The sequence below is a fragment of the Microbacterium sp. ABR10 genome (genome assembly GCF_057812175.1).
Window position 1 is genome coordinate 906783 of the sequence record NZ_CM173821.1, and the last position, 20781, is coordinate 927563.

At 72.6% G+C, this 20781-nt stretch carries 14 protein-coding genes; 4 read left to right on the top strand and 10 right to left on the bottom strand.

The genetic code is table 11. The annotated features are described in order from the left end of the window. Positions 1-215: 215 nt before the first annotated feature. A complete protein-coding gene (locus ACXKZF_RS04125) occupies positions 216-2144 on the top strand; it encodes a BglG family transcription antiterminator (RefSeq protein WP_488985466.1) in 1929 nt (642 codons plus the stop codon). 943 nt (positions 2145-3087) lie between these two features. Here the strand turns inward: ACXKZF_RS04125 and ACXKZF_RS04130 are convergent. The 6 genes from ACXKZF_RS04130 to ACXKZF_RS04155 form a co-directional block, all read right to left on the bottom strand. After that, on the bottom strand, positions 3088-4047 hold the full coding sequence (locus ACXKZF_RS04130) for a hypothetical protein (protein WP_488985467.1): 960 nt from the start codon (positions 4045-4047) through the stop codon (positions 3088-3090). Between the two features lie 347 nt (positions 4048-4394). Then, positions 4395-5555 carry a non-hydrolyzing UDP-N-acetylglucosamine 2-epimerase gene (gene wecB, locus ACXKZF_RS04135; RefSeq protein ID WP_488985468.1) on the bottom strand — a complete coding sequence of 387 codons (1161 nt, stop codon included), beginning with the start codon at positions 5553-5555 and terminating at the stop codon, positions 4395-4397. Then, complete coding sequence (gene xrtS / locus ACXKZF_RS04140; protein WP_488985469.1) at positions 5555-6376, bottom strand: exosortase S; 822 nt, start codon at positions 6374-6376, stop codon at positions 5555-5557. Before xrtS ends, wecB begins: the two co-directional genes overlap by 1 nt. After that, entirely contained in the window at positions 6373-7737 is a 1365-nt protein-coding gene (locus ACXKZF_RS04145) for an XrtP-associated glycosyltransferase (RefSeq protein WP_488985470.1), read from the bottom strand. Before ACXKZF_RS04145 ends, xrtS begins: the two co-directional genes overlap by 4 nt. Continuing rightward, the gene (locus tag ACXKZF_RS04150; protein ID WP_488985471.1) at positions 7734-7931 is read right to left on the bottom strand and encodes a hypothetical protein; all 198 of its coding nucleotides are present in this window, start codon (positions 7929-7931) and stop codon (positions 7734-7736) included. Before ACXKZF_RS04150 ends, ACXKZF_RS04145 begins: the two co-directional genes overlap by 4 nt. 4 nt (positions 7932-7935) lie before the next feature. Then, positions 7936-9225: a PVV-CTERM domain-containing choice-of-anchor G protein gene (locus ACXKZF_RS04155; RefSeq protein WP_488985472.1), complete on the bottom strand. Its 1290-nt coding sequence runs from the start codon at positions 9223-9225 to the stop codon at positions 7936-7938. Between the two features lie 261 nt (positions 9226-9486). On the opposite strand from ACXKZF_RS04155, the gene ACXKZF_RS04160 reads away from it, so the two are divergent. Next, a complete protein-coding gene (locus ACXKZF_RS04160; protein WP_488985473.1) occupies positions 9487-11922 on the top strand; it encodes a helix-turn-helix transcriptional regulator in 2436 nt (811 codons plus the stop codon). A gap of 256 nt (positions 11923-12178) precedes the next feature. Here the strand turns inward: ACXKZF_RS04160 and ACXKZF_RS04165 are convergent, their stop codons facing one another. After that, a complete protein-coding gene (locus ACXKZF_RS04165) occupies positions 12179-13912 on the bottom strand; it encodes a phospho-sugar mutase (RefSeq protein ID WP_488985965.1) in 1734 nt (577 codons plus the stop codon). 53 nt (positions 13913-13965) lie between these two features. After that, positions 13966-14799 (bottom strand): purine-nucleoside phosphorylase, encoded by an 834-nt coding sequence (locus tag ACXKZF_RS04170; RefSeq protein WP_055958517.1) that lies wholly within the window; start codon positions 14797-14799, stop codon positions 13966-13968. 170 nt (positions 14800-14969) lie between these two features. On the opposite strand from ACXKZF_RS04170, the gene ACXKZF_RS04175 reads away from it, so the two are divergent. Further along, positions 14970-16430, top strand: a complete 1461-nt coding sequence (locus ACXKZF_RS04175; protein WP_055958514.1) for an NAD(P)H-quinone dehydrogenase — start codon at positions 14970-14972, stop codon at positions 16428-16430. Positions 16431-16769: 339 nt separating this feature from the next. Here the strand turns inward: ACXKZF_RS04175 and ACXKZF_RS04180 are convergent, their stop codons facing one another. Together ACXKZF_RS04180 and ACXKZF_RS04185 are read right to left on the bottom strand one after the other, a co-directional pair. Then, complete coding sequence (locus tag ACXKZF_RS04180; RefSeq protein ID WP_488985474.1) at positions 16770-18536, bottom strand: acetyl-CoA carboxylase biotin carboxylase subunit; 1767 nt, start codon at positions 18534-18536, stop codon at positions 16770-16772. A 77-nt stretch (positions 18537-18613) separates the two neighbouring features. Continuing rightward, a complete protein-coding gene (locus ACXKZF_RS04185) occupies positions 18614-19261 on the bottom strand; it encodes a Maf family protein (protein WP_488985475.1) in 648 nt (215 codons plus the stop codon). Between the two features lie 226 nt (positions 19262-19487). On the opposite strand from ACXKZF_RS04185, the gene ACXKZF_RS04190 reads away from it, so the two are divergent. Continuing rightward, positions 19488-20747, top strand: a complete 1260-nt coding sequence (locus ACXKZF_RS04190; protein ID WP_488985476.1) for a class I SAM-dependent RNA methyltransferase — start codon at positions 19488-19490, stop codon at positions 20745-20747. The last annotated feature ends 34 nt before the right edge of the window (positions 20748-20781 follow it).

Sequence of the window (20781 nt, forward strand, 5' to 3'; positions counted from 1 at the left end):
CGCGTGCGGTGGCGACGACGGTCGCGTCCCGCGGCGCGGGCGCGCGCGATGGCGATGGTCTCGTCCCGCGGCGCGGGCGCGCAGACGACGGTCTCGTCCCGCGCCGCGGGCGCGCACGCGCGGTCGTGACGGGCGGGCGGGGCCCGCCCCGCTGCGGCGCACGCGTGGTTGGATGGAGGGGACGCGGCCCGCCGGGGCGGTGCGGAGGACGGATCGTGACGACGAAGACTCGCCAAGACCGCCTCGTGGCACTTCTGCTGCGCGATGCGGAGTGGTCGACGGCGGCGTCGCTCGCCGACGCTCTCGGGGTGACCCCGCGCAGCGTCCGCTCCTACGTCACGGCCGTCAACGCCCGCGTCCCCGGGGGCGCGGCGATCGAATCGGGTCCGCAGGGGTATCGCGCGGGAAGCAACGCGGCCGCCGCCCTGCGCACCATCACCGGGTCCGACGCGGGCACCCCGCGCGACCGCCTGCACACGCTCGTGCGCCGTCTGCTCGATGCCGCCGACGGTATCGACGTCTTCGACACCGCCGACTCGCTGCATGTCAGCCCCGCCACCCTCGAGGCCGACCTGTCGCGCGTGCGGGGACTGCTCGGCGGGACCGAGCTGACGCTCGAGCGTTCGGCATCCACCGCCCGCCTGCGGGGGACCGAGGTCGCACAACGGCGTCTGCTGTCGAAGCTCGCGCACGACGAGATGGATGCCGGCCTGTTCGACCTCGACGCGTTGCGGCGGACGCTCGGGGAGCGCTCGGTCGGCGCACGCGCCTTCGGGCCGTTCAAGGCCGAGCTGGTGGCCGAACTCGGGGCCCTGGGCTACTACGTCAACGAGATCGGCATCGGCGACGTGGTCATGCACATCGCCATCGCCGCCGACCGCACCACCCGCGACCGCGCCCTCGGCTCTCCGGGCGGCGACTCCTCCGACGCCGCGGCGGCCGTCGTGACGCTGCTCGACCGCCTCACCCTCAAACACATCGGCGTGCAGCTCGGCTCCGGTGACCTGCGCCACCTCGCCACCCTCGTGCTCACCCGCATCGTCGCCCCCGGCTCCCCGGGCGGCGACGACGTGCGCGCGCGCCTCGACCCGACGGTGGAGGTCGCCGTGCGCCGGGTCGTCGAGAACGCGGCATCCGAGTTCCTCGTCGACATCGCCCACGACGACTTCATCCTGCGCCTGGCGTTGCACGTGCAGAACCTCCTCGCGCGGGCGCGGGAGCAGGCGTGGTCGCGCAATCCGCTCACGCGGTCACTCAAGTCGACGTATCCGATGATCTTCGAGGTCGCCGTCTACATCGCCAAGGGGCTGCAGGACGGCCTCGGCATCCCGATCCTCGACGACGAGATCGCCTACATCGCCATGCACGTCGGCGGGCGGCTCGAACGCAGTCGTCGGGCCGACCAGCTGCTGACGGCGACCATCGTGTGCCCCGGGTACTACGAGATGCAGGAGTTGCTGCGCTCGAGCGTCGACCGCTCCCTCGGGCAGGCGATCGAGGTCGTGGGCGTCGAGACGCGCATCGATCCGGCCTGGGATGCCATCGACACCGACCTCGTCCTCACCACGATCGACCCGCCGCGCCCGGGCGACCGCTTCGTGCGGATCCAGCCGTTCCTCACCGACGCCGACGTCGAGCGCGTGCAGTCCGCCGCCGGACGCATCCGCCGCGGGCGACGCCTGGCGCGTCTGCGGGCCGAACTCGAGCGCTACTTCGCGCCCGAGGCGTTCGTGCGGGGCCTGGATGCCACCGACGGCGAGGCCGGCGTCATCCGGCGTCTGGGCGGGCTGCTGGTCGAGCAGGGCGTCATCGACGAGGCCTACGTGGCGCGAGCGGTGGAGCGCGAGTCGATCTCGTCCACGGCGTTCACCGACGCGCTCGCGGTGCCGCACGCGATGGGGATGACCGCGACCAAGACGCGCATCGCGATCGGCATCGCCGACCCCTCGATCACGTGGGGCGAGGGACGCGTGCAGGTGGTGGCGCTCGTGGCGTTCAGCGAGACCGACCGCGAGGCCTTCCAGACGGTGTTCGAACAGTTCGTCGAGGTGTTCAGCGAGCGCGACAGCGTGCAGCGGATCGTCCGCCGGGCGACGTCGTTCCCGGCGTTCCTGGATGAGCTGGTCGCGGTGATCGACGGCTGACGCCGGCTGCGCGGGTGTTCGCCCCCGCTGTCGCCGGATGGGCGGGGCGGGGGCTTGCTTCGCGGGCGGGGCTTGCTTCGCAGGCGGGGCTTGCTGCGCGGGGCGTGAAATGTGCAGCGGGGCGGGTTCTGGACGCCCCAGTGCACATTCGGCGCCCCGGTGTGGGGTCGTCGGCGGATGCGGAGGATTGAGGCTCCGGCGCGGGGTGGTGTCGAGCGGGCGCGGCGTCGAGCGGGCGGGGCGTCGAGCGGGCGCGGTTGACGCCGGCGCGGCGTCGGGGCGGAGATTGCGCTTCGGGGCGTGAAATGTGCGACGGGGCGGGTTCTGGACGCCCCGGTGCGCATTTGGTGCCCCGGTGGGGGGTCGTTGGCGCATGTCGCGGATCGCGGCGCGGCGCGGGGGGTAGCGCCGGGCGGGCGCGGTTGACGCGGGCGGGGCGTCGGGGCGGAGATTGCGCTTCGGGGCGTGAAATGTGCAGCGTGGCGAGTTCTGGACGCCCCGGTGCACATTTGGCGCCCCGGTGGGGGTCGTTGGCGAATGCCGCGGATCGCGGCGCCGAGTGGGCGCGATGGACGCGGGTGTGGCGCGCCCCGGCGCGGCGTCGGCCCAACCCGGCCCGGCACTGCCCGGCACGGCCCGGGGCGGGCGCGGTCCGGCGTGCATTGGGGCCGGCGCCGTTCCGGGCGTTGGGATGCGGGGATTGCGCTTCGGGGCGTGAAATGTGCAGCGGGGCGGGTTCTGGACGCCCCGGTGCACATTCGGCGCCCCGGTGTGGGGTCGTCGGCGGATGCCGTGATTGGCGGCTCCGGCACGGGGAGCCCGGGTGTGGGGTCGTCGGCGGAGGCCGCGGATCGCGGCGCTGGCGCGGCGGTGGCGTCGAGCGGGCGCGGCGTTGAGCGGACGCCGTCGATGCGGGCGTGGGGGCGGCGCGGAGTGGGCGCGATCAGCGCGGGGGCTCGATCCCGAACGCGCGGAGGCGCCGGCCGAGGGTGGCGGCGTCGCGGAGGTCGTCCCAGCCCCATCGGGCGAAGCGCCTGTTCGTCGTGCCGCGAATCCAGTCCTCCCGCTGCTTCTCGCGATCGACGACCTCGAACGCCGATCGGCCCGCCGCCTCGGCGAGATCCTGGTACTTCGCCTTCCCGTCGAATTCTCCCCACGCTCCCACGTCGTCCAACCCGAAGTCGATCCAGAACGTCCCGCCGTGCGGCGCGGCCACGGGAACCTGAAGAGACGGTGAGGCGAAGCCGAGATCGAGCAGTCGCATGCGGCTGACGCTCTCGCCCGGAAGCTGGGCGCGACCGTCTGCGAGGTGGAGGATCCGCTCCGCCGTGCGTCGGTTCCGGGTCGCCCCCGCCGTCCAGTCGAGGGCGTCCTGGCGAAACCGCGACGCGGCCTCCACGTCGTAGGCTCCTGGCGGCTCGAACGCGAATCGCCTGAGCGCTGCGTCGGCGACGCTGAGCGCGGCGTCCCGAGTATCGTTCCTCGCGACATCGGCGACCGTCCGGGCAAGGGGAGTGCACAGCAGGCCGTTCACTTCTTCCGCGCTCCGCTCGTGGAGGTCGCGATGCCGCACGACGTCCGCGGCCGCGCCGGGGCGATCCTCTGCGGTGAGCACGTGGAGCCTTCCGTCGTCCCGCACGCAGGGGAGTCCCTGTATCGCAGCAGCGGTCATGCCGCAGAATGTGGGCTGCGAACGACTGACGAGCGCGAGCGCACGAGCACGCAGCACGATCTTCTGCTCCGTGCTGGTGAGCCGCACGAGGTCGGCTGCGCGGGCGTACACGCCACGCCGGACGACGGCGAGGTGCCCCGCGTCGAGTTCGCGGCGCACGCGTCGGGAACCCCACCCGAGATCATCGAGCTGGGTGCGGCGGATGAGCGGCAGCGTGAGTTCCGTCGGCATCCGTCCACGATGACGCCAACCTCCTCCGGTCATTGCGCCTCACACGGTCCCCGTGGACGAATCGGGCTCGATCGGTGCGGGGGAGGAAGGATGCCGCGAGCGTCACTGGGGTCAAGAATGTGCAGTGGGGCGGTTCTCGGACGCCCCGTTGCACATTACGTGCCCCGTCGAGACGCTGCTTTCGGTTTCGACGTGACCGCACGACGCCCGGTGACCGCACGACGCCCGGTGACCGCACGACGCCCCGCACCCCGCACGACGCCCCGCGCCCGCACGACGCCCCGCGCCGCACGACGCCCCGCGCCCGCACGACGCACCGCCGCGCACCGCTGCAACGACGCCCCGGACTACGAGCCGACGCCGGCGAGTTGCGGCGCGACCCGCGACGACACCCCCAGCAGCCTTTCGATCGCGTCGACCGCCCGCGGCGCGGCGCGACCGTCGCCGTAGAGGTTCTGCGCTCGCGACATCCGGGTGTGCAGGGACGGGTCGTCGAGCAGGCCGGAGAGTTCAGCCACCACCGCCTCGCGGCGCGTGCCGATGAGACGCGCCGCACCCGCGGCGACGCCCTCGCCGCGCTCGGTGGTCTCGCGGACCACGAGGGCCGGGACGCCGAGCGCCGGCGCCTCCTCCTGTACCCCGCCCGAATCGGTCACGGTGCAGTAGGCCCGCGCCAGCATCCGCCCGAACTGCGCGTAGGGGAGGGGCTCGCACAGCACGACCCGCTCCGTCCCGCCGACGGCCGCGCGCACCTCGGCGCGCACCTGCGGATTGGGGTGCAGGGGGAGCACCGCCACGACGTCGGGACGCGCGGAGACGACCTCGGCGACGCCCGAGGCGATACGCGCGAGCGGCCCGCCCCACGACTCGCGGCGGTGCACCGTGACCAGCACGACGCGTTCCGCGCCCACGGCGATCTCCTCCATCGCGGGGTCGTCGAAGCGCTGCGGGTGCGTCTTCTGGCGGTGCAGGGCATCGATGCCGGTGTTGCCCGTGACGACGATGTCGTCGGGGCGGATGCCCTCGGACAGCAGGTTCCGCTGCGCGGCCCCCGTCGGTGCCAGATGGAGCGATGCCAGCGGGGCGATCAGGCGGCGGTTGCCCTCCTCCGGGAAGGGGGAGTGCAGATCGCCCGAGCGAAGGCCCGCCTCGAGATGGATGACGCGGGCGCCGGCGTAGTAGGCCGCGACCGCCGCGAGCGCGGCGCTGGCGGTGTCGCCCTGCACCACCACGGCATCCGGTGCCCCATTCGCCCAGCGAGCCGAGAGGGCGGCGAAGATCGTCGATGTCGTCTCGGCGAGGGCGGCGCCGCGGCGGAACACGTCGAGGTCGGCGTCGGGGCGGATGCCGAACGACGCGTTGATCTCGGCGACCATCTCGCGGTGCTGGCCGGTCACGGTGACGGTCGTGCGGATGCCGTCGCGTCGCTGCAGTTCGGCGACGAGCGGTGCGCACTTGATCGCCTCGGGCCGCGTGCCGTAGACGACGTCGATCCAGGGAGGGGTCATCAGCTGCTCTCCTCGTTCGGGCGGGAATCGTCTGTGCGGGATGCGTCCGCCGGGGACGGCGTCGGGCGGGATGCCGCTGGCGGGGTCGCGTCGGTGCGGGACGCGTCCGGCTCGGATGCCGTCGGGAGGGGCGCCGCCGCGCGGGATGTCGTCGCGCGGGACGCCGTCGGGAGGGGAGCGGTCGCGCCGGACGCGTGCAAGTGGGATGCCGCCGGAGCTGGTGCGGGCGAGCGGGGTACGCCCGATCGGGCCGGGGCTCGACGCGGGCCCGACTCGCGCAGCGAGATGCGCAGCAGCAGCACGATCGCCACGACGAACCCGACGATGACGAACAACGATCCGACATATCGGTGCACGAGGTCGAACCCCTCACGGCCGTATGCGCCGTACGCCCAGGCGGCGGAGGCGAAACGGACCATGTTGCAGAACACCGCGATGCCGAGTCCGACGAGAAGCCCGATCCCGACGCGGCCGGTCGGAGCGCGGGTGATGCCCGTGATCGCCACGGCGAGCAGCAGCAGCGGAACCGCGAGCACGGTGGTCGAGCACATGGTGGTGATCACCAGGCCCGTGACCTCCGGGGTGCCGATGCCGAACCACACGATGGGACCGGCGGCGACCGCGCGGCCGGGGGCGACGAGGCCGATGAACTCCCGCGCGAGGATCGCCTCGGCGGCGCGTGTCGTCGCCTCCGTCGCGATGAGGGCAGCCGCGGCGATCGCCAGCGCTCCCGCGGTGGCCAGGCGGGCGATCCGGACGCGTCGATCACGGGCGCTCGCCCGACCGCCGCGGGCGCGAAGCGGCGTGACGGCGACGCTCACGATTCCACCGCCAGCAGCAGGCGCCCGGCCTCGGCGTTGCGGCGGGTCTTGGTCCAGCCACGGCGTCCGGTCATCATGCGGCCGAAGGCCCGCACGACGCAGATGTAGCTCTGGTACATGTACAGCCAGTACCCCAGGCCCCAGAGCCCCGCACGCCAGAGGGGATGCCGTTCCTCACGCGTGACGTAGACGAGCGGCCAGAGGGCGAAGGGGAGGATGCCGGTGAGGATCCACAGCGGGATGATCCAGGTGGCGCCGGCCAGCCAGCCGAACAGACCGCCCGGCGACAGGGCGCCGGACACGATCATGGCGATGGTGACGGTGGGCCAGAGCACGAACCCGATCAGCTGGATGTAGGGGATGGCAAGGAAGTACGCCGCCTCCAACGCCCCCGCGTTGGTGAAGGTGCGGGACGCGTAGATCTTGGGCAGGTAGCGCGCGCACTGCAGGCCGCCCTGGCACCAGCGGGTGCGCTGGGTGAGCAGGCGTCGTGCCGAGGGCAGCGCCTCCTGCGACACCCACGTGTCGTGGGCGTACACGGTGCGGTAACCGGCGAGCATGATGCGAAGGCCCACCTCGTAGTCCTCCAGCAGAGCGTCGCCCCACGGCACGCCCTGGTCGGCGGAGGCGGCGCGCAGGGCGCTGAGTCGGGTGAACTGCCCGTTGCCGCCGAGCCCCACCGACACCGTCCGCATGCGGAGCACCTGCATCGCCGCGATGGTCGTGCGGAACTCGATGTCCTGCATGCGGATGAGATACCGCGCCCAGGCCTGGCCGAACCCGCTCTTCCCCGGGGCCGGGGCGGGGTCGTCCCGGTTGCTCATGCGCACAGCCACCTGGGTCGCGCCCACGTCGGGTGAGCCGAACGCCGCGGGGCCGGCCGCCTGACGGAGGGCGTTCTCGGCGAGCGACCCGTCGGCGTCGAGGACGATCACGATCGTGTGATCGTCCTCGACGCCGCGGTCACCGCGCAGTTCCCGCCACTCCGCTAACCGGGCGTACGCGGCGTTCAGGGCGGCCCCCTTGCCCGTGCGGGCGTCGGGGAGCCGTCGGATCACGGCGTGCACCAGCGGATCCGTGTCGGCGAAGCCCGCGACGATGTCGCCGGTGCCGTCGGTGCTGGCGTCGTCGATGATCCACAGATGAACCGTCGGGAAGCGCTCGCGAGTCCTCCTGATCGTCTCGGCGATCACCGCCGCCTCGTCTCGACAGGGGATGAACGCGTGCCACTCGAACGCCGCGGGATCGCCCTCGACGGCGCCACGACGGCGCACGAAGGGGACGACGATCAGCGCCGTGTAGGTGAGGAACATCACCAGGAAGACGAAGGAGAGCGAGAAGAGGAACTCGAGCGCGTTCACGAGCGGGGGGTGTCCTCTCCGGATGCCACGTCGACGGCATCCTGTGACCGAAGACGCCGCGAGCGCCAGGCGAGCAGTCCGCCGATCACTGCTGCGCCGACCCCGACGACGGCGAGTGTCGCCGTCGGGGCCGCGTAGCCGGTGACCGCGAGGATGCCGACGGCGCCGCCGCCCATCGCACCGTTGCGGTACACGTGATCAGCCCTGGGCCGGTGCGGCCACGTGCTGGCTGCGACGTCGCAGCAGCACGGCGGCGACGATGACGGCTGCGAGACCGAGTCCTCCTCCGGCGAGAGCCAGCGATTCGGGACCTGCCACGGGCACGGCCAGCTGACCGGCGTTGGGGCCGACCGACGCGGTGGCCAGGTCGACGATCGCGATAGCGCCCGCCGTGCCGAGGCCGACCCGCAGCGCCGTCTGGGTGAAGGTTCCGCCGTCCGTCGACTGCACGTTGACCTGCAGCTGCGCGAGCGCGGTGATCGCCGCGCCGAGCGGGCCCTGGAGGCTGTCGACCAGGCCGTCGAGCACCGGGTTGATGACGGCTTCCGCGGCACCGAGTGCGGTGCCGAGGACGAGACCGGCCAGACCCAGCTCGTCGACGCGGTCCTGGACGGCATCCAGGATCCCGTTGACACCGTCGGAGATCTGCGTCACCACGGCTGCGGGCACGAACGAGAGCAGGTCGGTGCCGGGCGGGAGAGCATTGATGTCGGCGACCCCCGCCGCCGCCAGCAGGTCGTCTTCGGTCAGCGTGATGGTGCCGGAGGCGAACGGGTTGTCCAGGTCGAGACCGGCGACGGCGGCCGCGGTCAGCAGCGTGTTGATCGCGGGGTTGAGGGTGTTCAGCACGCCCGAGACGAGGGTGCCGTTGACGACGACGCCGACATCGGCGACGACGTATTGCCCGCTCTGCGTGCCGTCGGTCGTCTGCGTGGCGGATGCCGCGAGCGTTCCGATGTTCACCTGCAGCCCCGCGAGGGCGTCGGCGCCTCCGACCGTGATGCTGGCCGTGTTCTCCGCCGATGGGTCGCCGACGCTGGAGGGCGTGACGGTGCCGACGCCGATGAGGCTCGGTGCCGCCGAGACCGCGCCCGAGAACGCCGACGAGCTGCCGTCGTCGTTCGCGCGAGCGTACTGACCCACCGCGCCGAGCTGGATGATGCCGTTGTCGCCGAAGAGGTTCGTCGAACCCGCCTGCAGTGCGACGAGAGCCGCGAGGGCCTCGGCGTCGAGGGGCTGGTCGACGATGACGTCGCCCGAGGCGTCAGTGTTGACGGCGTTCGCGCCGCGGAGGGCGACGACGGTGTCGAGGATGTCGGTGCCGAGGAGGGACGTCTGAACGAGACGGCCCGTGCCCTGCGATACGACGTCCACCGGGGCGGCGTGCGCCGCCGTGGCGGGGAGGAGGAGGGCTGCGACGGCGACGGTGGCCCCGACGGCTCGCACGGCCCTCCCCGTTCGAGCAGAGGTGTGTGGACGAATGGTCATGGATGCCTGCTTCCTGGATGGCCGCACACCTTCGGGCCCACCGCGGGCCGGATGGTGCGGTGCAAGGTGAAAGTAGGCGCGCGATCGAGCGGAAGCATCCGTGCCCCGTACGGAATCGGACTACTTAGGGTTCTTCTTTCGGCTCCGTATGTCTCATTGACTACTGATTCCCCGTCGAAAGCTCGGAACCGACACCGAGTTCGGTGTAGGAACGATTCGGGGCCGCGTCCGTGGGCGCGGGGGAGTGCAGGGAGACACCGCATGGGTGCAGGTCGACCATTGATGGGGCGCGCGCGGGAGAAATCCATCGCGGCGGAGGCGTTGCGCGCGAAACGCGGCGTTCTGCTGACGGGGCCGGCGCGGAGCGGTCGCTCACGCCTGCTGGCGGCGATCGCCGAGGCGCAGTCGCGGCCGACGTTCGTCATCGAGACACGGGCGGGCGTCGTGACGGTGCGCTCGGGGACGTCCGATCGGCGCGCCCTCATCGGTGCGGATGATGTCGCCGACGTGGTCGCGGAGGTCGAGTTTCGCGCCGGAGTCCTCGTCGTCGATGACATCGACTTGCTTCCGGATGCCGGGGCGGCGGCGCTCATCGACGCCCTGGGCGCATCGAGTGCCGTGCTCCTGGCGGCCCTCGCTCCCCGGCACGAGGTCGCCCGCGGCTCGATCGACCGCTGGGAGCTGCTGCGACCGCTGGTGGAGGACGCCGACCGATTGAACATCGCCGTGGGGCCGCTCGCTCTCGCTGAGACGGCCGCCCTGGCGAACGCGCTGAGGGAGAGCCGGCACGGGGTCGGACCCGCGGACGACGCGTGGATGATGGCGCTGCACCACCTCAGTGGGGGAAGCCCCGGGCTCGTCGGCGAACTGATCGAGGTCGCCGCGGCCCGCGGGCGGATGCACGCGGTGTGCCCGATCGAGCCGTTCGCCGATCTGCTGCCCGGTGGCCTCGTGGCATCCCTGACGCGGATGCTGGCACCGCTGGACGCGCGCGACCGCCGTCTGCTGGGCATCGTCTTCGAGCTCGGCGCCATTCCACTGCGTCACATCGGATCGGTCGTGCCCGCCGACGTGCTCGCGCGCCTCCACGACGGGAACCTCGTCGTGGCCTCGGTCGAGGCGGGGTCGGCCGCCGTGAGTCCGCTGCTGGCCCGGGTCGTCCACGACTCCGCGCCGCGCGAAGAGCACCTCGACGAGCGTCGCGACATCGCCCACCGCCTCCTCGATCTCCTCCGGCACGGCGATGTGCTGACCCCCGCCGAAGAGGTGTTCTGCGCGCGTTTCGCCGGGTCGGTCGAGGTGGTCGGACCCCTCGCCGAGCCTTTGGCGGCGGTGCTGCCGCGCGCGGCGCTCACACTCGCGCGATCGGGCGTGCCGCGCGACTCCCTGGCGGTGATCGCCCGCGTCCTCGACAACGGCCCCGACCTGCGCGCATCGGCGGCGCTGATTCTCACGCGGATCGCCCTCGAGGACTACGCCGAGGCCGAGCTCCTGCTGCGCACTCTTCCCGAGCCCGCGTCGGCGGCCGAGCGCGAGTTGGCCCTGCACGTGTACGTCCGGACGCTGTGCGCGACGTGCGCGGGGTCCGAAGCGGCCCGCGACCGCCTTCGGGCGCTGGCGAGTTGGGCGCCCGACGATGGCGACTGGCGCATCCGCGTCGAGCAGGCGGTGGCGATGCTGTCGCTGCCCAACGGTGCCTCGTTCGCTGAGAGGGCGCCGTCGCCGCAGCCCGTCGATGCGGGACGGCCCGACGCGGCCGTCGTCGACGACGCGCTCCAGGCGGCGCTCGCCGCGGCGCGCGGTGAGGCCGCCCGCGCGCGGGCCCTGCTGCGCGGTCGGCAGGAGACGCACGGGTGGGAGGTCGAGTCCGACCTCACGCTGTTCCTGCTGCACGCCTACACGATGGTGATGATCGGTGAAGATCTCGTCGTCATCGAAGGTGCGACCAGGCGCCGCCTCCTGTCGGCGCGGTGGGCCGACCGCCAGGACGAGGTCGCCGTCCTCACCCTTCTGGACGCGTCGGTGCAGCTTCTGCGGATGCGGCCCGACGTCGCCTTCGCCAGCCTGCAGATCCCGCGCATCGCCCCGCCGGAGTCGTTCCGCATCTGGTTCGACGCCATCCGCGCCGTCGCCTTCATCACCCGGGGCGATCTCGTACACGCGGCCGAAGCGCTCGAGCGCATCGACGCTGCCTCGACGGGACGGGCGTGCGGCGCGTTCCCGGTACTGCGCGAAACGGTGTGCGCGCGGTTCGAGGTGGCCAACGGCCGGCCGGATGCCGCTGCGGCGCGGGCGTCCCGCGCGATCTCTCTGGCCGAACGGCGGATGCCGGTCCTCCTGCCCGCGCTCCTGCAGATCATGGTGGACGCCGGTGTTCCCCTGTCGGAGGTCCGGGAGCGCGCGGTGGCGCTGGCCGAGAGGTTCGATCTCGCACCCGTGCGCGCGTTCGTCGCCGACCTGCACGAGGCCGCCCGCGTCGACGCTCAGCCCACGCTCGATCTGCTGACCTCGCGCGAACGGCAGGTGGTCGATCTCGCCGTGACGGGCGCGTCGAACGCGCAGATCGCCCGTCGTCTCGGTCTGTCGGTGCGTACGGTCGAATCGCACCTGCATCACGCCCGCACGCGCCTGGGCATGAGTCGCCAGGAGAGGTTCGGACAGGCCGTCGGCGCGCCCCGCCCGCTCGCGCAGCGCTGACGGGATCGAGACCCGGCGAGTCCGCTTCGCCACGACGAAGGCGGCGACGCCGACTCGGACGCTCCCGCGCTCCGACGACGGCGCCGGCGCCCCGCCGCCGTCTCGGACACGGCCGCGCTGTGACGGCGCAGGAGCCTCGCCGCGGTCTCGGAGGCTCCCGCGCTCCGACAACGCCGCCGGAGCCCCGCCGCAGACTCGCACGCCCCCGCGCTACGACGTCGAAGGAGCCTCGCCGCCGCGACGTCGCCCGCCCCTGTCAGCGCACCGCGGCCAGCAACTCCTCCGCGCCCGCGCGCAGCGCCTCGAGGCGGCGGCGGGCCTTCTTGGCCGAGGAGCCGCGCACGTCCAGGTACAGCTTGAGCTTCGGTTCCGTGCCGCTCGGGCGCACGATGAGGCGCGATCCGCCGTCGAGCCAGAGGCGCAGCACATCTCCCGGGGGCAGATCGTCGACACCGGCGAGCAGGTCGTCGATCCGCTCGACCGCGACACCGCCGACGGTCGTGGGCGGGTGAGCGCGCAGGGATGCCATGATCCCGGCGATCTCGCCCACGTCGCTGACCCGGATCGAGATCTGGTCGCTCGCGAACGCGCCGAAGGTGTCGCGGAACTCCTGCAGCAGGTCGGCGACCGTGCGCCCCTGCCCCCGTGCCTCCGCCGCCATGCCGAGCATCGCCACGGCGGCGGAGATGCCGTCTTTGTCGCGGACGGTGCGGGGGTTCACGAGGTAGCCGAGGGCCTCCTCGAAGCCGAAGACGATGCCCGGCGCCCGCGAGATCCACTTGAAGCCCGTGAGGGTGGAGTGGAAGGCGAGACCGTAGTGCTCGGCGACCGCCTGGAGCCCGGGCGACGACACGAGCGAGCAGGCGAGGGATGCCGGGGAGCCGGCATCCGCGTCGGGGGCGCCGTGCGACGAGCCGTCCGACGCGTCGTGGCCGTCTGCGTCGTGGCCGGCTGCGCCGTCGTCCGCTGAGCCGTCGCGGGCGGCGGCTGCTTCCCGGGCGGCCCGCCACCCGAGCAGCAGCCCGATCTCGTTGCCGGTGAGCCGGCGCCAGCCGCCCTCCGCGTCGGCGTCGGGGATGGCGACGGCGAGGCGGTCGGCATCCGGATCGTTGGCGATGACGAGCTCGGCGTCCGAGGTGCGCGCGGTCTCGAAGGCGAGGTCCATCGCGCCCGGCTCCTCCGGGTTGGGGAAGGCGACGGTGGGGAAGCGGCCGTCAGGCTCGATCTGCGCCTCCACGAGCGTGGGCGCGGGGTACCCGGCCATGGCGAGCACCCGCGAGACGGTCTCCCATCCCACGCCGTGCATCGCGGTGTAGGCCCAGCGCAGTCCCCGGGCGCCCGCGGGGGCCGGGGCGATGGCGGCGGTGGCGGCGACGTAGGCGTCGACGAGCGACTCGGGGGCGTTGGCGTATCCGACCGAGCGGGGGAGCACGCTCACGTTGCCCGCGTCGGCGATGCGCTGGATGTGGGCGGCGATCTCGGCGTCGGCGGGGGAGACGATCTGCGCGCCCTCGTCCGCTCCGCCGAGATAGACCTTGTAGCCGTTGTCGTCGGGCGGGTTGTGGCTGGCGGTGACCATGACGCCCGCATCGGCGCCGAGGTGGCGCACGGCGAAGGCGAGCACGGGAGTCGGCAGCATCCGCGGGAGCAGCACCGCGTTCAGCCCCGCCCCCGCGAAGATCTCGGCCGAGTCGCGTGCGAACACGTCGGAGTTGCGCCGACCGTCGTACCCGATGACGACGGTCGGGGTCGTCGAACCGGCACGCTCGCCGAGGAACGCGGCGAAGCCGGCCGCGGCCTGGGCGACGAGTACCCGGTTCATGCGGTTGGGGCCGGCGCCGAGAGCGCCGCGGAGTCCCGCGGTGCCGAACGCCAGGCGGGTGCGGAAGCGATCGGCGAGGTCCTCGGCCGCCTCGGCATCCCCGCCCTCCACGCGCGCGAGCAGAGCGGACAGCTCGTCGCGGGTCACGGCATCCGGGTCCTGCGCCATCCAGGCGCGGGCCGCGTCGACGAACGTGTCGGCATCGCCGGAAGGGTTCTCGCTCACAGCGCGCCGATCACGCGCGCCAGCAGCGCCGAGATGACGGGCTCGGCCTCGCGGCCGGCCTCGAGCACCTCTTCATGGCTGAGCGGGGTCTTCTGGATGCCGGCGGCCAGGTTCGTGATGAGCGAGAAGCCGAGGATCTCCATGCCCGCCTGGCGTGCGGCGATCGCCTCGAGGGCGGTCGACATGCCGACGATGTGCCCGCCGATGGTCTTGGCCATCTGCACCTCGGCCGGGGTCTCGTAGTGCGGCCCGCGGAACTGGCAGTAGACGCCCTCGTCGAGCGACGGGTCGATGCCCCGGGCGATGTCGCGCAGGCGCGTCGAGTACAGGTCGGTGAGGTCGATGAAGGTGGCGCCCTCGAGGGGCGAGTCGGCGGTGAGGTTGATGTGGTCGCTGATGAGCACGGGCTGCCCGGGCTTCCACGTCTCGCGGATACCGCCGGCGCCGTTCGTCAGGATCATCGTCTGGGCGCCCGTCGCAGCGGCGGTGCGCACACTGTGCACGACCCGGCGCACGCCGTGGTTCTCGTAGTAGTGCGTGCGCGCGCCGATGACGAGCACGTTCTTCCCGCCCGGGGTGCGGACGCTGCGGAGCGTGCCGACGTGCCCCTCGAGGGCGGGCTTGGAGAAGCCGACGACCTCGGTGGCGGGGAACGACGCCGTCTCCTCGCCGATGAGACCGGCTGCGCGCCCCCAGCCCGACCCCAGGGTGACGGCGATGTCGTGGTGCGCGACGCCCGAGAGGCGCGCGATGTCGGCCGCTGCGGCCGCGGCGACCTCGAAGGGGTCGACCGCGGGGTCGTCGAGCGGGTGAGAGATGCTGTTGGACATCCCCCCACTCTAGAAAGCACGGCGCGTGCGGGCCAGATGCCGGGCTCCGCCGGAGGGCGTGTCGGTCCCCGGCGGGTGGGCGTCGGGGATCCCCGCGCCCTCGTTCGCGGGCCGGCCCCCGGTGCGTTTCACCGCGGCAGCGGATCGGCGGTGGCCGCCACGCTGACAGAATGGATGCCATGGTGCAGAGCTTCGAGCGCAAGCAGTCCGTCGCGATCGTCGGCGGCGGCCCCGGCGGCTACGAGGCGGCCCTGTCGGCCGCGCAGCTCGGCGCCGACGTCACCCTCGTGGAGCGTGCGGGCGTGGGCGGCTCCGCCGTCATCACCGACGTGGTGCCCTCGAAGACCCTCATCGCCACGGCCGACGCCGCCGTCGCCATCCGCAATGCCAGCAGCCTCGGCGTGCAGCTGTTCGCCAAGGACGACCGCGGCAAGCCGCTGACCCCCGAGGTCGCGATCAACCTCGCCGCCGTCAACCAGCGCCTCCTTTCGCTCGCTCGTCAGCAGTCCGACGACATGCGCTCCTCCCTGCTCGAGGCCGGGGTGCGCATCATCTCCGGTCACGGCCGTCTCGATGGCAACGGCGCTGTCGTCGTCTCGACCGAGGCGGGAGGCACCGACTTCGACCGCGTCGAGGCCGAGACCCTCGTCGTCTCGGTCGGCGCGTCCCCGCGCGAACTCCCGTCGGCCAAGCCCGACGGGCAGCGCATCCTCACCTGGACGCAGCTCTACAACATGAAGTCCGTGCCGTCGCACCTCATCGTGGTGGGCTCCGGGGTCACGGGCGCGGAGTTCGCGTCGGCCTACATGAACCTCGGTGCGAAGGTCACGCTCGTCTCCAGCCGCGATCAGGTGCTCCCCGGCGAGGATCAGGATGCGGCTGCCGTGCTCGAACGCGTGTTCCAGCGCGGCGGCATGACGCTGCTCGCCAAGGCCCGTGCTGAGTCGGTCGTCAACACCGGAGACGGCGTCCTCGTCACCCTCGCCGACGGTCGCACGATCGAGGGCAGTCACTGCCTGATGGCGGTCGGCTCGATCCCCAACACGGCCGGCATCGGTCTCGAGCAGGCCGGGGTGCAGATGACGGCGGGCGGCAACATCCGCGTCAACCGCGTCGCGCGCACCTCGGTCCCCAACATCTACGCGGCCGGCGACTGCACGAACTTCGTGCCCCTGGCATCCGTCGCCTCGATGCAGGGACGTCAGGCGATCTTCCACGCCCTGGGCGACATCGTCATCCCGCTCGAGACCCGCCGCATCACGGCCAACATCTTCACCGCCCCCGAGATCGCCACCGTCGGCTTCAGCGAGCAGGACGTCACCGAGGGCCGCATCGCGGGCGTCGTCCGCAAGCTCCCGCTGTCGGCGAACCCCCGCGCGAAGATGCAGGGGATCACCGACGGCTTCGTCAAGCTCATCGCCCGCAAGGGCAGCGGCACGATGATGGGCGGCGTCATCGTCGGCCCCAAGGCGTCGGAGTTGATCTACCCGATCGCGATCGCCGTCGAACGCCGCCTCACCGTCGATCAGGTCGCCCGCGTCTTCGCCGTCTACCCGTCGCTGACGTCGAGCATCACCGACGCCGCCCGTGCGATGCACATCGTCGACCACGACGATCCCGGCGAGGACTGAGCCATTCCGGATGCCGGCATCCCCGGCATCCTCTCCCTCCGACGTCGTGCCCGACCCCGGCGGCGACCGGTGGCTCGCTCGCCCGCGCGACCGGGCATCCTGCGCCCGTTGAAGGGGCCGGGAACCGCGGCCTCTGGGCCACGCATAAACGCTCTCTGTGCGCGTAAACACGCTGTCGGTGTGTTTATGCGCACGAATCGCGTTTATGCGTGGGAGTCGGGCCCGCTCGACGGTCGCGCGGCGCGCCGCGCCGCTCGACGGTGACGCGGGAGCCGCGCCGGAACCGACGACGGCGCCGCACTCCCGAGGGAGCGCGGCGCCGGACGAACGAGTGAGACGTCAGTTGATCAGCAGCAGCTGGTGACCGGCCGAGACCGTGGTGCCGGCGGTGGCGTCGATGCCGGCGATCGTGCCGTCTTTGTGCGCCTGGATCGGCTGCTCCATCTTCATCGCCTCGAGCACGACCACGAGGTCGCCCTTGACGACCTGCTGGCCCTCTTCGACGGCGACCTTGACGATCGTGGCCTGCATGGGCGACTTCACCGCGTCTCCGGTGGCACCGGCCGCGGGCGAGGCCGCGTGCGAGCGGCGCGACGGGGGAGCGGCGACCGGGCGGCCGACCGCGGGAGCCGCGGCCGTGATGCGATCGGGCAGGCTGACCTCGAGGCGCTTGCCGCCGACCTCGACGACCACCGTGTGACGTCCGGGGACCGCCGCGGGGGCCTCGGGCTCGCCGTCCCACGCGGGGATGTCGTTGACGAACTCCGTCTCGATCCAGCGCGTGAAGACGCCGAAGTCGCCGTCCTCGGCGGTGAAGGCGGGGTCGCGCACGACCTTCCGGTGGAAGGGGAGCACGGTCGGCATGCCCGACACCTCGAACTCGTCGAGCGCGCGGCGCGAGCGCTCGAGCGCCTCGGCGCGGTCGCGGCCGGTGACGATGATCTTGGCCAGCAGCGAGTCGAACGCGCCCGAGACGCTGTCGCCCGCGGTCACGCCGGAGTCGAGGCGGATGCCGGGACCGCCGAACGTCTTGAAGACGTGGATGGGTCCGGGCTGGGGCAGGAAGCCTCGGCCCGGGTCCTCGCCGTTGATGCGGAACTCGATCGAGTGGCCCACGGGGGCGGGGTCGTCGTACCCGAGCTCTTCGCCCTCGGCGAGACGGAACTGCTCGCGCACCAGGTCGAGGCCTGTCACCTCTTCGGAGACGGGATGCTCTACCTGCAGGCGCGTGTTCACTTCGAGGAACGAGATGGTGCCGTCGGCGCCGATGAGGAACTCGCAGGTGCCCGCACCGACGTAGCCGACCTCCTTGAGGATGGCCTTGGATGCCGAGTACAGCACCGCGTTCTGCTCGTCGCTGAGGAAGGGCGCCGGCGCCTCTTCGACCAGCTTCTGGTGGCGGCGCTGCAGCGAGCAGTCGCGGGTCGAGACAACGACGACGTTGCCCGCGGCATCCGCGAGGCACTGCGTCTCGACGTGGCGGGGCTTGTCGAGGTACTTCTCGACGAAGCACTCGCCGCGGCCGAAGGCGGCCACGGCCTCGCGTGTGGCGGACTCGAACATCTCGGCGACCTCACCGAGTTCGCGGGCGACCTTGAGGCCTCGTCCGCCGCCGCCGTACGCGGCCTTGATGGCGATGGGGAGGCCCACCTGCTCGGCGAAGGCGATGACCTCGTCGGCGCCGGACACGGGGCCGGGAGTGCCGGGGGCGAGCGGTGCTCCGACCTTCTCGGCGACGTGGCGGGCGGTGACCTTGTCACCGAGGGCCTCGATGGCATCGGGCGAGGGGCCGATCCACACCAGCCCCGCGGCGATCACGGCACGGGCGAAGTCGGCGTTCTCGGCGAGGAAGCCGTAGCCGGGGTGCACCGCGTCGGCACCGGCGCGGCGGGCGATCGAGAGGATCTTCTCGATCGAGAGGTAGGTGTCGGCGCTGGTGGTGCCGTCGAGGGCGTACGCCTCGTCGGCCAGGCGCGCGTGGAGGGCGTCGCGGTCCTGATCGGCGTAGACGGCGACGGAGGCCTTACCCGAGTCGCGGGCGGCGCGGATGACACGGACGGCGATCTCGCCGCGGTTGGCGACAAGGACCTTGGCGATCTTCGGCATCCTCCCAGCCTATCGAGGGGCCACCCCCGCCTTTTGACCCCTCTCGACAAGAAACGTCGAAAAACGTGTGCGGGAGTCTACGAACGATCCCACAGGTCGGTCCACGAGCCCCCGAGCTCGCGTACGAGCCGGCGCACGGTCGACAGCGACATCCCGACCACCGTGGACGGATCGCCCTCGACGCGTTCGATGAACGCCCCGCCGAGGCTGTCGACGGTGAAAGCACCCGCCACCAGCAGCGGCTCACCGCTCGCGACGTACGCGGCGATCTCGTCGTCGTCCACGTCGGCGGCGAAGGTCACCGATGCCTCGGCGACCGCGTGCGCCTCGATGGGCTCGGCGCCGGGGGAGAGACGGAACACGCTGTGACCGGAGTGCAGGATGCCGGTGCGCCCGCGCATCTGCCGCCACCGCTCGGTGGCAGCCTCGGGCGTGTACGGCTTGCCGAGGATCTCGTCGCCGAGCTCGAACATCGAATCGCCCCCGATGACGAAGCCGTCGAATCCGGGGTCCTCGGCGTGCAGGCGCCGCGCCACGTCTTCTGCCTTGCGCCTCGCCAGTAGCAGCACGTGCTCGGCCGCGGGGAGCCGCCGCCCCTCGGCCGCTTCGACCTCGTCGATCACGGCCTCCTCGTCGACCTGCGGGGCACGCGATTCGGGCTCGATGCCCGCCTGCCGCAGCAGCATGAGACGAGCGGGAGAAGTGGATGCCAAGCACACGCGCATGCGACAACGCTACCCACGCCGCGGGTTGGGGGGCGCACGGGGGGGCGCACGGGGGGGGGGGGGGGGGGGGGGGGGGGGGGGGGGGGGGGGGGGGGGGGGGGGGGGGGCGTCTGCGGCCGAGCCTGTCGAGGCCCCGGCGTCGACGCGGCGTCGGATCAGACGACGGACTCGGGGTCCTCGGTATCCGCCCCGGCCGTCTCCCGGCCGGATGTGTCAGGCTCGGGGGATGCACGACGGCGACCTCATCGAACTCGACATCACCGGCATCGCCCACGGCGGTGTCTTCGTCGGGCGCCACGAGGGACGCGTGGTGTTCGTGCCCGACACCCTGCCGGGGGAGCGCATCCGCGCCCGGTTGACCGACACCCGCAAGAAGGCGTTCTGGCGCGCCGACGCCGTCGAGGTGCTCCAGGCAGCGCCCGAGCGGCGACCGCACGTCTGGGCCGCCGCGGGCATCGACGTCGACCCCGGTCAGCGCGTCGGCGGGGCCGAGTTCGGCCACATCGACCTCGCCCACCAGCGGGTGCTGAAGGAGCGGGTCGTCCGCGAGGCGATCGAGCGGGTGGGCCGACTGGAGCTGCCGGTCGACGTGGGTGCCGCGGGCACCCCCGAGCAGGGCGAATCCGTCGACGGCACCGGTTGGCGCACCCGCGTCAGCCTGCACGTCGACGCCGACGGTCGCATCGGCGCGTACGCCGCCCGCACGCACCACGTCGTCGAGACGCCCGACCTGCCCCTGGCGACCGACGCCGTCGCGCGAGCCGCCGCCGAGCTGGGCTCCGGCGCGCAACCCGGTCGCATCGACCTCGTGCAACCGGGCGACGGACGCGTGCGCGTGCTGCCGCGCCCGGACGGATCGCGCCCGAGCGGAACGCCCGAGGTCGTGGAAGAACGTGTCGGCGATCGGGTGTTCCGCGTCGATGCGGGCGGGTTCTGGCAGGTGCATCGGCTCGCCGCGCGCACGTTGACCTCCGTCGTATCGAGCGAGCTCACGGCATCCATCGGCGGACTCGACCCCGAGGCCACGCATCTCGACCTCTACGGTGGCGTCGGCCTGTTCGCTGCGACCCTCGGTGAACTGGGTGGGACAGGTACGCGGGTGGTCAGCGTGGAGTCCGATCCCCGAGCGACCGAGCACGCCGGCGAGAACCTCGTCGAGTGGGTCGGTGCCCGTGCCGAGACCGCGCGCGTCGACCGTTACATCGGGCGCCTGGCGGCCGACGCGTCCGATCGCGAGCGCGAGCGGCTGGCCCGCGGCGTCATCCTGCTCGATCCGCCCCGCGCCGGAGCCGGAGCGCAGGTCGTCGAGGGAATCGCTGCGCTGTCGCCGGCGGCGGTGGTGTACGTCGCCTGCGACCCGGTCGCCCTCGCGCGCGACCTCGCCACCTTCGCCGAGCTCGGATACCGGGCGCACGACGGCATCCGCGGGATCGATCTGTTCCCAAACTCGCACCACGTCGAGGGTGTCGCGGTCCTGCGTCGCTGAGCCTCGCAGCCCGAGTTCTCCCACATCGGCGAGG

Coding starts and splice junctions, on each gene's coding strand:
- ACXKZF_RS04130 (WP_488985467.1), bottom strand. CDS start 4,047: ATGCCGACGGAACTCACGCTGCCGCTCATCCGCCGCACCCAGCTCGAT.
- ACXKZF_RS04165 (WP_488985965.1), bottom strand. CDS start 13,912: ATGGCGCAGGACCCGGATGCCGTGACCCGCGACGAGCTGTCCGCTCTG.
- ACXKZF_RS04175 (WP_055958514.1), top strand. CDS start 14,970: ATGGATGCCATGGTGCAGAGCTTCGAGCGCAAGCAGTCCGTCGCGATC.
- ACXKZF_RS04190 (WP_488985476.1), top strand. CDS start 19,488: ATGCACGACGGCGACCTCATCGAACTCGACATCACCGGCATCGCCCAC.
- ACXKZF_RS04180 (WP_488985474.1), bottom strand. CDS start 18,536: ATGCCGAAGATCGCCAAGGTCCTTGTCGCCAACCGCGGCGAGATCGCC.
- ACXKZF_RS04160 (WP_488985473.1), top strand. CDS start 9,487: ATGGGTGCAGGTCGACCATTGATGGGGCGCGCGCGGGAGAAATCCATC.
- ACXKZF_RS04185 (WP_488985475.1), bottom strand. CDS start 19,261: ATGCGCGTGTGCTTGGCATCCACTTCTCCCGCTCGTCTCATGCTGCTG.
- ACXKZF_RS04170 (WP_055958517.1), bottom strand. CDS start 14,799: ATGTCCAACAGCATCTCTCACCCGCTCGACGACCCCGCGGTCGACCCC.
- ACXKZF_RS04155 (WP_488985472.1), bottom strand. CDS start 9,225: ATGACCATTCGTCCACACACCTCTGCTCGAACGGGGAGGGCCGTGCGA.
- wecB (WP_488985468.1), bottom strand. CDS start 5,555: ATGACCCCTCCCTGGATCGACGTCGTCTACGGCACGCGGCCCGAGGCG.